At 71.3% G+C, this 11,989-nt stretch carries 14 protein-coding genes; 9 read left to right on the top strand and 5 right to left on the bottom strand.

The features are described 5' to 3' along the window. Nucleotide 1 precedes the first annotated feature (1 nt). Nucleotides 2–1,312: an MFS transporter gene (locus tag B0I32_RS00325; protein ID WP_106233910.1), complete on the bottom strand. Its 1,311-nt coding sequence runs from the start codon at nt 1,310–1,312 to the stop codon at nt 2–4. Nucleotides 1,313–1,514: 202 nt separating this feature from the next. Here B0I32_RS00325 and B0I32_RS00320 point away from each other — a divergent pair, with 202 nt between their 5' ends. Beyond that, nucleotides 1,515–1,805: a hypothetical protein gene (locus B0I32_RS00320; protein ID WP_106233909.1), complete on the top strand. Its 291-nt coding sequence runs from the start codon at nt 1,515–1,517 to the stop codon at nt 1,803–1,805. A gap of 89 nt (nt 1,806–1,894) precedes the next feature. Here B0I32_RS00320 and B0I32_RS00315 read toward each other — a convergent pair whose 3' ends face one another. Continuing rightward, nucleotides 1,895–2,368, bottom strand: coding sequence for a GNAT family N-acetyltransferase (locus B0I32_RS00315; protein ID WP_106233907.1), 474 nt, complete (start codon nt 2,366–2,368; stop codon nt 1,895–1,897). Nucleotides 2,369–2,471: 103 nt separating this feature from the next. On the opposite strand from B0I32_RS00315, the gene B0I32_RS00310 reads away from it, so the two are divergent. From B0I32_RS00310 to B0I32_RS00280, 7 genes are all read left to right on the top strand, one after another. Beyond that, nucleotides 2,472–4,394 (top strand): hypothetical protein, encoded by a 1,923-nt coding sequence (locus tag B0I32_RS00310; protein WP_245955414.1) that lies wholly within the window; start codon nt 2,472–2,474, stop codon nt 4,392–4,394. A 93-nt stretch (nt 4,395–4,487) separates the two neighbouring features. Beyond that, nucleotides 4,488–5,873 carry an aminotransferase-like domain-containing protein gene (locus B0I32_RS00305; protein WP_106233904.1) on the top strand — a complete coding sequence of 462 codons (1,386 nt, stop codon included), beginning with the start codon at nt 4,488–4,490 and terminating at the stop codon, nt 5,871–5,873. Nucleotides 5,874–5,957: 84 nt separating this feature from the next. Further along, complete coding sequence (locus B0I32_RS00300) at nt 5,958–6,935, top strand: aldo/keto reductase (protein WP_106233902.1); 978 nt, start codon at nt 5,958–5,960, stop codon at nt 6,933–6,935. An 81-nt stretch (nt 6,936–7,016) separates the two neighbouring features. Next, nucleotides 7,017–7,331, top strand: coding sequence for a hypothetical protein (locus tag B0I32_RS57365; protein WP_181306868.1), 315 nt, complete (start codon nt 7,017–7,019; stop codon nt 7,329–7,331). Between the two features lie 455 nt (nt 7,332–7,786). Next, nucleotides 7,787–8,155, top strand: coding sequence for a hypothetical protein (locus B0I32_RS00290; RefSeq protein WP_106233898.1), 369 nt, complete (start codon nt 7,787–7,789; stop codon nt 8,153–8,155). 121 nt (nt 8,156–8,276) lie between these two features. Then, a complete protein-coding gene (locus B0I32_RS00285) occupies nt 8,277–8,780 on the top strand; it encodes a glycosyl hydrolase family 28-related protein (RefSeq protein ID WP_106233897.1) in 504 nt (167 codons plus the stop codon). 120 nt (nt 8,781–8,900) lie between these two features. After that, nucleotides 8,901–9,623 (top strand): maltokinase N-terminal cap-like domain-containing protein, encoded by a 723-nt coding sequence (locus B0I32_RS00280; protein ID WP_106233895.1) that lies wholly within the window; start codon nt 8,901–8,903, stop codon nt 9,621–9,623. Between the two features lie 143 nt (nt 9,624–9,766). On the opposite strand, the gene B0I32_RS00275 is transcribed toward B0I32_RS00280, so the two are convergent. Continuing rightward, a complete protein-coding gene (locus B0I32_RS00275) occupies nt 9,767–10,138 on the bottom strand; it encodes a DUF5997 family protein (protein WP_106233894.1) in 372 nt (123 codons plus the stop codon). Nucleotides 10,139–10,192: 54 nt separating this feature from the next. On the opposite strand from B0I32_RS00275, the gene B0I32_RS00270 reads away from it, so the two are divergent. Then, entirely contained in the window at nt 10,193–10,921 is a 729-nt protein-coding gene (locus tag B0I32_RS00270) for a LysR family substrate-binding domain-containing protein (protein ID WP_106233892.1), read from the top strand. A gap of 315 nt (nt 10,922–11,236) precedes the next feature. On the opposite strand, the gene B0I32_RS00265 is transcribed toward B0I32_RS00270, so the two are convergent. Together B0I32_RS00265 and B0I32_RS00260 are read right to left on the bottom strand one after the other, a co-directional pair. Next, the gene (locus B0I32_RS00265) at nt 11,237–11,563 is read right to left on the bottom strand and encodes a hypothetical protein (RefSeq protein ID WP_146177985.1); all 327 of its coding nucleotides are present in this window, start codon (nt 11,561–11,563) and stop codon (nt 11,237–11,239) included. 47 nt (nt 11,564–11,610) lie between these two features. Beyond that, nucleotides 11,611–11,799, bottom strand: coding sequence for a hypothetical protein (locus B0I32_RS00260; RefSeq protein WP_106233889.1), 189 nt, complete (start codon nt 11,797–11,799; stop codon nt 11,611–11,613). Between the last annotated feature and the right edge of the window lie 190 nt (nt 11,800–11,989).

The following is an 11,989-nucleotide window of genomic DNA, read 5'->3' as shown; positions in this document are numbered from 1 at the left end:
GTCAGACCCTGGCATGGGCGAGGCTCGCCACCACGTTGACGCCGACCTTGCGGGTGTAGCACCACCAGGTCAGGGCGAAGCAGGACACGTAGAAGACACCGAAGGCGAGGAAGGCGGGGGCCGGGGTGCCGGCCGCGGCGAACGCCATCCCGAACGCCCGGTTGATCAGGAACCCGCCGAGCGCTCCGACCGCCGAGATGATGCCGATGGCTGCCGAGGCCTGGCGCTTGCCGTACAGCAGCGCCTCCTCGCCCTCGCCGCGCTCGGCCACCGCCTTGGCCTGGAAGATGGCCGGGATCATCCGGTACGTGGAGCCGTTCCCGATGCCGGAGGTGAGGAAGAGCACCTGGAAGGCCAGGAAGAACAGCCAGAAGTTGCCCGACGTGCTGGCCGCCCAGACCAGCAGCACGCCGCCGCCCATCGCGGCGAAGTTCCACAGCGTGACGGGCGCGCCGCCGAGCCGGTCGGCCAGCCAGCCGCCGACGGGCCTGATCAGCGAGCCGATCAGCGGTCCTGCGAAGGCCACCGCGGCGAACGGCGCGCCGGGGAACAGGCTCGCGCTGAGCAGCGGGAAGGCGGTGGAGTAGCCGATGAACGAGCCGAAGGTGCCGATGTAGAGGAACGACATGATCCAGGTCTGGGCCTTGCCCGCGACCGCGAGCTGTTCGCGCGGGTCGGCCTTGGCGCTGGTCAGGTTGTCCATGAAGAACCAGGCGCAGATCGCGGCCACGAGGACGAACGGCACCCAGAACCAGCCGGCCGCGGCCAGCCCGAGCGAGCCGATCACCAGCGGCATGACGAGCTGGACCGAGCTGACGCCGATGTTGCCGCCGGCCGCGTTCAGCCCGAGGGCGACGCCCTGCTTGCCGCGCGGGTAGAAGTAGGTGATGTTGGCCATGCTGGAGGCGAAGTTCCCGCCGCCGAACCCGGCCAGCGCCGCGATCACCAGGAACAGCCAGTACGGCGTGCCCGGGTTCCCCACCGCCACGCCGAGCAGCACGGCGGGGATGAGCAGCAGCAGGGCGCTGACCACGGTGAAGTTCCGGCCGCCGAACCTGGCCGGGCCGAAGGTGTAGGGGACCCGCAGCACCGAGCCGATCAGGTTGGGCAGGGCGATCAGCCAGAAGAGCTGGTCGGTGGTGAACTCGTACGACCCCAGCTTGGTCGCCACGATGCTCCACAGGGTCCACACGGTGAAGCCGAGGTGTTCGGCAACGATGGAGAAGATCAGGTTGCGCCGTGCCACGCGCTTGCCTGAACTCTCCCAGAAGGCTGGGTCATCGGGATGCCACTCGGCGATCCAGCGCGCCATCGACCTCTCCTACGCTCGGCGTCCGGATTCACCACGGTAGGAAGGGCTCGTTACGCACTTTGACCCTGCGTGGCCGTGAGTTCGTTACGGGTGATTCACCGCGGTAACAAGCTCCGCACAAGCGTCACGTACGAAACATGCCGGTAATGATCGGTTACCTGGCCCTGCCTGGGGTAACAGCACTCACAGCAAGGGGGGAAACATGATCAAAAAGCTGCATCAGATGGGCGTGCGATCCGGACACATGTACACCGCGGGGCTGGCGTCCATCGCTCTGTCCTTCGGAACCTGGTTCATGTCCAAGAACACCGAGCGGGCCGGGCTCGACCGGGCCGACCGCTGGGGGATCTTCATCGGGGAGTGGGCGCCCACGTTCTTCGCCCTCGGCGTCGCGCTGCGGATCGAGGAGACGCATCGCGACATGCAGGAAGGCGAGATGGGCGTGTTCGAGCAGGCTGAGAGCACGCGGAGCCGGTCCCACGCCGGCGTTTGAGCGGACGCGTCACGCGGGCCACGCCGTCGTGCGTGACCCGCGTGACGCGCGTCCGGGTGTGAAGTCGGACGCGCGTCTTGACGGAAGTCTCAGTCGCGGAGAGTGGCGAGGCGGCGCAGCGGCTCGTCGGTCAGCCGGTAGCGGTACCAGTCGTCCTGGTTGACCGCGCCGAGCTTCTCGTAGAAGCCGATGGCCGGGTTCCAGTCGAGCACCGACCACTCCAGCCGCTGGTAGCCGCGCTCGGCGCAGATCTCGGCCAGCCGCCGCATGAGGGCGACGCCGTGGCCGCCGCCCCGGTGCTCGGGGCGTACGTACAGATCCTCCATGTAGATGCCGTGCACGCCGCGCCAGGTCGAGTAGGTGAGGAACCACAGCGTGAAGCCGGCCACCTCGCCGTCCTGCTCGGCGATGTGCGCGAAGGCGGCGGGATCGTCGCGGAAGAGCGTGTCGCGCAGTTGCTCCTCGGTCACGCGCACCTCGTGGGCGGCCTTCTCGTAGGTGGCGAGCTCCCGGATCATGCTGATGATCTCGGGGACGTCGGCGGGTGTGGCAGGACGAATCATGACGTTCAGCGTACGGGCCCTTGAAACGTGCACGGTTTCTTAGAACAGTATTCGGAGGGCCCTGCCGACGCTCCATAAGGATGACCGACAGGGGAGCGGAATCGTGAGCGTTGCGGAAGGGCTTGGCGTGCGCCCGCCTTCGTGTGCGGAGCTCAGGCTGTCCCTCGTGCTGGGCGAGCGGGCGTTGTACGTGAACGGGGACCTGCGCACCGCGCGGCGCTGGTTCGACGCGGCCTACCGGCAGGCGCAGGCGTGCGGGGACCCGCCCGCGCTGGCCCGGGCGGCACTGGGGCTGGGCGGGATCTGGGTGCGCGAGCACCGGACGGCGGCCGAGTCGGAGATGGTGCGCGCCCGCCAGCGGCACGCGCTGTCGCTGATCGACCCCGGATCCACGCTCGCGCTGCGGCTGCGGGTACGGATGTGCGGCGAGGACGACTACCGCGGCGGCGCCCACGACGAGATCCTGCGCCTGCTGGAGCAGGCCAGGGGCGCGGGAGACGCGGAGATGCTGGCGGAGGCGCTGAGCCTGGCGCACCACTGCCTGCTGGGCCCCGAGCACGGACGGCTGCGCAAGGAGCTGGCCGCCGAGCTGATCGGCCAGGCCGCCGTCACCCGGCGCAGGGGCGACCTGCTGATGGGGCTCATGTGGCGCACGGCCGATCTGTACCTGGCCGCCGACCCGCACGCGGAGCGCTGCCTGGAGGAGCTGCGCGGCCTGCTGGCGGAGCAGCCGCACCTGGCGGTCGGCTACGTGGCCGCCGCGATGCGGGTCATGCTCGCCATCAGGGCGGGCCGCTTCGAGGAGGCGGAGCGGCTGGCCGGCGAGTGCTACGAGCTCGGCGAGACGGCCGGGGACATGGACGCGACCGGCTGGTACGGCGGCCAGCTCGCCGCCGTCCGCTGGTACCAGGGCCGCGTCGCCGAGCTGCTGCCCGCCATGAACGGCCTGGTCAGCTCCCCCACGCTCAGCCCCATCGACAACTCCTACCTGGCCGGGCTGGCGCTGGCCGCGGCAGTCTCCGGCGACCGCCGCCAGGCGGCCGGCCACCTCGCGCGGCTGCGCGGCCGGGACCTGGGCGACCTGCCGAGCTCCAGCACGTGGCTGCTGTCGATGTACTGCGTCGTCGAGACCGCGCACCTGCTCGGGGACGCCGGCACGGCCGCCCGCGCGTACACGCTGCTGAGCCCGTACGCGCACCTGCCGATGGTGGCCAGCCTCGGCGTGGCCTGCTTCGGCTCGACGCAGCACTCGCTGGGCATGGCCGCGCTCACCCAGGGCGACCTCGACCTCGCCGTACGGCACCTGCGCGCGGCCGTGCACGACAACCTGGCGCTGAGCCACTGGCCGGCCGCCACGCTGTCGCGCTGCCGGCTCGGGCAGGCGCTGGCCCAGCGTGACGGCCCCGCGAGCGAGGCGGCTCGGGCGGAGCAGGCGGCCGCCGCGCGGGAGGCCAGGGAGCTGGGCATGGTACTGCCCGCCGCCGCCGGGCGGGCCGGCGGCGCAGGCCGCCCGTGCCGGTTACGCCGCCACGGGCGGCACTGGCAGGTCGAGCTGGGCGGACGGATGGCGCTCGTCGAGCACAGCGTCGGCATGGGGTACCTGGCCACGCTGGCCGGCAACCCCGGGCGCGAGATCCCGGCCGCCGACCTGGCGGCGGGCGCGTGCCGGCCGGCCGGCCAGGGCGATTCGGCCCAGCCGATGCTCGACGACCTGGCCAGGGAGACCTACCGGCAGCGGCTGGCCGGGCTGCAGGCCGAGATCGACGAGCTGGAGTCCATGCACGACCTCGAACGCGCGGCGGCGGTGCGGCTGGAACGCGAGTGGCTGATCAGCGAGCTGGCGGCGGCGACCGGCATCGGCGGGCGGGCGCGGCCGTTCGCGGACGGCGACGAGCGGGCCAGGATCGCCGTCGGCAAGGCGATCAGGCGGGCGCTGGCCCGGATCGAGGCCGTGGACGCGGTGCTCGGCGAGGAGCTGCGCGCCTGCGTGCAGACGGGGGTGCGCTGTTCGTACCGGCCGCGGTGATCCCCCGGCCGCATCGCGGATGGAACGCCGGTGGAACGGGATGGCACGCCCGAGGGGAGGGGCCACGTTCCGACACTCACTGGGGGATCATCCATGCGTCATCCGCAAGGGCTCAATGTCGCGATCACACTCGACCGCGACCTGCCGGAGCCGCTGCAGGAGCAGCTCGCCGCCCAGCTCCGCGCCGCCATCCAGCACGGGTGGCTGGCCGCCGGCGCCCGGCTGCCGTCCACCCGCACCCTGGCCGCCGTTCTCGGAACCTCGCGCGGCGTGGCCCTGACGGCGTACCAAAAACTGCTGGCCGAGGGGTACGTGAGCGGCCGCCACGGCTCCGGCACCTACGTCTCGCACCCCACCGGCCGCCCGCCGGTCCGCGAGCCCGAGCGTTCCACCGAGACGGCCATCGACCTGCGCGCCGGCCTGCCCAGCACGCAGGGCTTCCCGCTGGCGGAGTGGCGGGCGGCCTGGCGGCGGGCCGGTGAGCGCGCCCCGCACCTCGGCGAGCCGCCCGCCGCCGGGTTGCCCGCGCTGCGCGCCGCGATCGGCGCCCACCTGCGCGACACGCACGGCCTGGTGCCCGACGGCCACGACGTGATCGTCACCGCCGGGGCCGCCGACGCGCTCGCGCTGGCCGTACGCGCGCGGGGCGGGCCCGATCCCGTCATCGCCCTGGAGGATCCCGCGCCGCCCTGGCTCAGGGCCGAGCTCGCCCGGCTCGGCACCGTGCTGCCCCTTCCCGCGGACGGCTCCGGCGCCCGCCCCGACCTGATCCCGCGCTCCTGCGACGTCGTGGTGGTCCTGCCGGACCGGGGCGTCCCGTACGGCACCCGCCTGCCGCTCGGACGCCGCCGCGCCCTGGCCGCGTGGGCCCGCGACAGCGGCGGGCTGGTGCTGGAGCCGGCCTTCGACGGCCGGTTCGCCAGCGGGCCGGCGCTCGGGGATCCGTGGTCGACCGCCATGACGGGCTCGTTCCGCGATCTCCTCCCGCCGGCGCTGCGGCTGTCGTTCGCGGTGCTGCCGCGCCGGCCGGCCGGAGAGGTGGAGCGGGACCTGAGCGCGGTGCGCTCGCGGCGGGAGCGGCCGGCGGTCACGTGCCAGCTCGCGCTCACGGAGCTGCTGGTTTCGGGCTTCGTGGCCAGGCGGGCGGAGCAGTTGTCCCTCCTGTACGGCGCCAAGCGGGCGCTCGTCCGCCAGGCACTCGGGGCGTACCCGGGCACCCGCCTGCTGGGCACGCACTCCGGCGCCTCGGCCGCGCTCCTGCTGCCGTCCGCCGTCCCGGCCGAGTCGGTGGTCCGGCTGCTGCGGGCGCGCCGGGTCCACGTGGCCGAGCTGGCCGCGTTCCATCATCCCGGCCGGGCGCCCCGCAACGGGATCGCTTTCTGGTTCGGGCACCTGGACGGGGTCACGCTGCGCCGGGCCGTGCACACGATCGCGCGCACCCTCGACGATCACCGGCTGGCCCGCCGCACCGCCGCCTGACCGTGTCCTGATCGGGCCGGGTACGTGGCAGCGCCCGCGATCCGCGACACTGGTGCTGCTCACGTACGAGAAAGGGTGACGACCATGGAACAGCGCGTGTTGGGACGTACCGGACGCCAGGTCGGCGTGGTCGGCCTCGGCGCCTGGCAGCTGGGCGCGGACTGGGGCCAGATGACCGAGGACGAGGCGCTCGCCACGCTCGAGACGGCGGTGGACGGGGGCGTCACCCTCATCGACACCGCCGACGTGTACGGCGACGGGCGCAGCGAGCGCCTCATCGGCCGCTTCATCAAGGAGCGGCAGGGACTGTTCGTGGCCACCAAGATGGGCCGCAGGATGGACCAGGTCCCGGAGAACTATGTGCTGGCCAACTTCCGGGCCTGGAACGAGCGTTCCCGCCGCAACCTGGGCATGGACACACTCGACCTGGTCCAGTTGCACTGCCCGCCGAGCTCCGTGTTCTCCTCCGACGAGGTCTACGACGCCCTGGACACGCTGGTGTCGGAGAAGAAGATCGCCGCGTACGGCGTGAGCGTGGAGACCTGCGAGGAGGCGCTGACCGCGATCGCCCGGCCCGGCGTGGCGACGGTGCAGATCATCCTCAACGCGTTCCGGCTCAAGCCGCTGGAGCGGGTCATCCCGGCCGCGCGGGCCGCCGGGGTGGGCATCATCGCCCGCGTTCCGCTGGCCAGCGGGCTGCTGTCGGGCAAGTACGACGAGCACACCACGTTCGCCGACAACGACCACCGCACCTACAACCGGCACGGCGAGGCGTTCGACGTCGGGGAGACCTTCTCCGGCGTCGACTTCGCCACCGGCCTGGAGGCGGTGCGCCGGCTGGCGCCGCTGGTGCCCGAGGGTCTCACGATGGCCCAGTTCGCGCTGCGCTGGGTGCTCGACCAGGAGGGCGTCTCGGTGGTGATCCCCGGCGCGCGCAACCGGGGCCAGGCCGCCGGCAACACCTCGGCCGCCTCGGTGCCGCCGCTGGACGCCGCCACGCTCGACGCGGTGCGCGACGTCTACGACGAGCTCATCCGGCCGCAGGTGCACGACCGCTGGTAGCCCATTGACGCCGCCGCCCACTTTTAGGAAACTTTCCTAAGCATTCTCGCCCGCTCCACCCATCCCCCATGAGGAGCCACCATGCACGCGAGAAGAAGGTGGGCGGCCGGCGCCGCCTCGGCCACCCTGACCACCGCCCTGCTCATCGCGGCCTCCCCCGCCGCCTCCGCCACCCCCACCGGATGCACGGCCCAGTTCGCCACCGAGACGCGCGGGGCGTACAGCCTGTGCACCTCGGGCACCGGCGAGCACCGGATCCGCGTCCTGCAGCGCCACTTCCTGCCGGAGGTCGGGCTCATCCCGATCGAGGGCCCGTGGCAGCCCGTCGGCACCGTGTCCTACACGGGCATCACGCCGCACACGACGGTCAGCATGTGGGTGGAGACCCGAGGCTGACCCGCACGGCTTGAGATCCGGCCGCACTGATCGAGATCCGGCCCGGACCAGCAGAGGCACCGTCAAGCGGCGGCAGGTCTGGTGGCCTCTCGGCCACCGCCACCCATCTCGCTGTCCGGGCCGGACCGTCCACCGGGGATCGCGACCCCCGGGGATGCGTACCTCCACATTCGCCTTACTGGCGCGCTCAGGCAAGAGGGAACAGGGGTCGCTTTACGGCGAGGTCGCTTTACGGCGAAGGTCTCTTGCGGGAGGTCTCATGCGGGGAGGTCTCGTGCGGAGAGGTCTCGTGCGGCGAAGGCCTCGTGCGGCGGGGTCGCTTTACAGAAGTGCCCGCCGCGCTCATGATGAGGCCACGCGCGCGTCCTGGGGCACTTTCATGGCGGATGCGCCGCGCAACGGGGTTCCTCTTCGCGGGCGTGCACAGCGCGCGTCCGTCCTTTCCGAGGAGAAGCATGTTACGCATCCTGCGCCACGGCCGCGCGGCCATCGCCGCCGCCGCCATCGCCGCCCTCACTCTGACCGCCGCCGTTCCCGCCTCCGCCGCGGCGCCTGCCGGGGAGTTCACGCTCTACTCCAGCACCACCTACACCAACCCGGTCAAGCAGATCGTGTACGACGAGTGCGCACCGTTCATCGGCTCACTCCTCGGCCGGACCGTGGGCTCCTTCACCAACGCCCCGCCGCCGGACTGCCAGGTCGTCCTGCACGCGCTGAACGGCGACTTCGTGCTCTGCGCGGGCCGGGGCGTGGTGCCGCCGGGGTTGCGGCAGGTGTACCTGTACTCGATCCGCTCGGGCACCTCCGTGGCCTGCCCGGTCTAGCGGCGGCGGGCGTTCCCGCCCTTCGTGTCCGACCCCTCCACACCCGACCCGCCTTCGCACCCACCTCCTCCAGCAGGAGCCGCCTCCATTCTGGGCACCCGGGATCAGTCGCCGTGACGCCATGCGCACCGTGGCCGCCTCCGCCTTCGCCACTCCGCTCCTCTTCACTGGGGCCGCACCAGCCATCACTCCCGACCCCTGGGCCCGCGCCAACCGGATAGCCGCCCACGTACGAGGCCCGAAGTTCCCCCACCGTCGTTTCGACATCAGGAGCTACGGCGCCGTCGGGGACGGGGTGACGGACTGCACGGCGGCCATCCGTACCGCGATCAGAGCCTGCCACCAGGCGGGCGGCAGCCACGTGGACGTGCCGGAGGGACGCTTCCGCACCGGTGCCGTCCACCCGCTGAGCAACGTGGACCCGCACGTCACCGCCGGGGCCACGCTGCTGTTCAGCACCGACCCGAAGGCGTACCTGCCGCTGGTCCCGACCAGGTTCGAGGGGCCTGGGCACGGGTTCAACCCGAGAACCTCGTCCTCAAAAACGTCACCGCCAACGGCGCTCCCGTCACAACCTGACGCCGGCCCTCGTCACGACCTGACGCCCGCCCCGGTCACGACCTGACACCCGTTCCTGTCACGACCTGACGCCCGCCCTGTCCCGATCTGCCCCCGCCGCCCCCTCCATCCGTACTATCCGTACAATCCGGAGGTCCCTACCCGCACGACGAAAGCGACCTCCAGCATGGCCGTCATCCACCACACGACCCTCACCCCGACCAAGCTGGAGCTGCTCACCACCTGGCTCCCCACCCGGCCGTGGTACCGCGGCGGCCCGGCCGGCCCCGAGCTGGCCAAGGGCGGCGGCTTCCGGCTGGACGACCCCGAGGGCGCGGTCGGCATCGAGTTCATGGTGGTCAACGACGTCTCGGACGGGCGGGCGACGGCGTACCTGGTGCCGCTCACGTACCGCGGGGCTCCGCTCGACGAGGCAGGCCACGCGCTCATCGGCACCGCCGAGCACGGGGTGCTGGGCCGGCGCTGGATCTACGACGGCTGCCACGACCCCGTGCTGATCGCCGAACTGACGGCCCTGGTCGAAGGCCGCGCCCAACCCCAGGACCAGAACACCACCGACGCCCCCGCCCCCCACATCACCCGCTCATACACCGCCACCTCGACAGCAGCTCAGCCGAGCGACCCCACCACAGAAGCCCAGGCGAGCGCCACCACAGCACAGACCCCGGCGAACAGCACCTCAACACAGGCCTCGGCGAGCGGCACCACGGACGACGCGGAGGGCACCATCCTCCCCGGCCCACCCGGCACAACCCTCCGCCTGCACCGCGTCCTCCACGCCGCCACCCCTCTCCCACCGGAAGCGACCGGCCACGTCTCCGGCGCCTGGTCGAAGCCGGACGGCACTCAGACCCACGGCCCGTTCCTCACCGTGCATCCACACGCCTGAGCCCGGCGGCACCGCCGGCGAAACGGGGCGACTCCGGGGAACGATCCCGCGCCCCGCACCGTCGAACAGCCCCCGCCCTCGACAGCGATCCCACCACCGGGAAGACCTTGCGCAGACCCAGGGCAGACCCAGGGAAGACAGACCTAGCGCTGCTTGAGGCGGGCGGCTTCCTTGCGGGCCTCGGCCTGGATGCCCCGCTCACGCTCCAGCCACTCCGGCTGCTCCGCCTTCAACTGCTCGATCTCGGCGGTGGTGAGCGGCTCGGTGATTCCACCCCTGGCCAGGCCGGAGATGGAGACACCCAGCTTCGCGGCGACGACCTGCTTGGGGTGCGGGCCGTTGCGGCGCAGGTCGGCGAGCCAGGCGGGCGGCGCCGACTGCAACGCGTTCAGCTCGTCCCTGGAGACGACACCCGCCCGGAACTCCTCGGGAGTGGCGGCCAGCAGCACCCCCAGCTTCTTGGCCGCGGTCTCGGGCTTCATCGTCTGGACGGTCTTCGGCTTGGACGAGGTCATGGCGTCGAGGGTAGCCAGTCAGAACGGGTTTCATGACATCGATACCCTGACCCCATGACTGATGGGGAGACCGGCACCGAGTTCCGCCTGGCTTATGCGCCCGGGGTGACCCCCGCGAAATGGGTCAACGTCTGGACCGAGCGGATACCCGACATCCCCCTCACCCTCACCACGGTCCCCGCCGCCGACCTGGTGCCCCTCCTGCGCGAGGGTGCAGCCGACGCCGCCTTCGTCCGCCTCCCGATCGACCGCGACGGCCTGAGCGTCATCCCCCTGTACGTGGAGACCACGGTGGTCGTCGTCCCCAAGGACCACGCGATAGCCGCCGTAGACGAGCTCACCCTCGCCGACCTGGCCGACGAAGACATCTTCCACCCCCTGGACGACACCCTGGAATGGCCGTCGTTCCCAGGCAACCCCGCCTTCACCCGCCCACCCACCACAGCCAACGCCATCGAGCTCGTGGCCTCCGGCACCGGCCTCCTCCTGGTCCCCCAATCCCTGGCCCGCCTCCACCACCGCCGCGACCTCACATACCGCCCCGTCCAGGACGCCCCCCAATCCCAGATAGCCCTGGCCTGGCCCGCAGAAGCCACCACCGACCAGGTAGAGGATTTCATCGGCATAGTCCGCGGCCGCACCTCCAACAGCTCCCGAGGCCGCACCCAACCCACCCCCAAGACCAAAACCAAAACCCCCAAACCCCAACAGACCACCCGCAAGCCCACCCCCCGCCGCACCCCACCCCCTCGCCACAACCGCAAGGGCCGCCAGGGCCGCTGACCCACTCCCCCCCCCGCGACGACCACCGGCGCAGACCACCGAGCAACAGAACACCACAACACGGACGGCAGAACGCTCACACCAGGTGCGGCAAACCGCTCACGCAAGCAGCGGCAGACTGCTCACGGAAGGTGCGGCAAACCGCTCACAAACCGCCCTCGACCTGCGGATACCCGCGCACTCGTGACGCAGACTCCTCTGCCGCGTGCCGATGTCAATAGCAGCGCCAGTCCCAGTCCCAATTGTGAGAGTCATACGCCTCAACGATGACCCGGCGCCCACCAGCAGAGTTCACCTCTGCGAAATACACCGAGATCATCGCCTTATGCTCGGCCCAGCAATCGCGGCACCCGCATAATGGCGACGGAATTCCTCCGGCGAGAGCGAGGTCTCCAGCGTGATACGAACCCGATAGTCGCAATAGGAGCCGCTGCCCCCCACCAGGTTCTTCCCAAAGGTCACATCGCGATCCTGAAGAAACGCTTCCCGACTACCAGGCGGAAGCGGATAGGCGGCCACCCGCTCGTAAAAGGCCTCCAGCCGGGCGTCATCACGCCACACCGGATTCATTACCAGCACAAACAACCCGACCAGCGGAATGACCACCAACGCCGCCACCACCACCCACACGACCCGCACCACGCCTCCTGCCGCATCCGAACGCTCTTCCGCATGCCCCCGCCCTTCGGCTACCGCTTCTCCGCCCTGTGGCGTTTGAGCAGCGTCGTGAGCCTGCCGGGATCCCGTGCGCCGTTCAGCTCGTCGAGCAGGTCGTCAGGGCACAACTCGTAGAGGTCACCCCACCAGCGGCGCACCTTGTTGTCCCAGATCCGGTATCCACCGGAAACACCCCTGGCGACATAGCGTCTCCTCCCCACAGCCCGGCACCGTGCCAGCTACCAGACCAAAGCGCAAGAACGAAGATCAGACGCGCTGCTCGGCGGGCCGGAATGAGAAAGACGCCTTCAACCTGTGACCGCCCCTGACCACGTTCGATCGGCCGCTACACCGTGCTTCACCGCCTGCCGCATCACCGTACGCCGGGTCCCGCCGACAACGGCAGCTGCT

The sequence above is a fragment of the Nonomuraea fuscirosea genome, from assembly GCF_003001935.1.
Lineage (GTDB): Bacteria > Actinomycetota > Actinomycetes > Streptosporangiales > Streptosporangiaceae > Nonomuraea > Nonomuraea fuscirosea.
The sequence above is the reverse complement of the archived record's forward strand: the minus strand, read 5'-3'. Positions and strand labels throughout refer to the sequence as shown.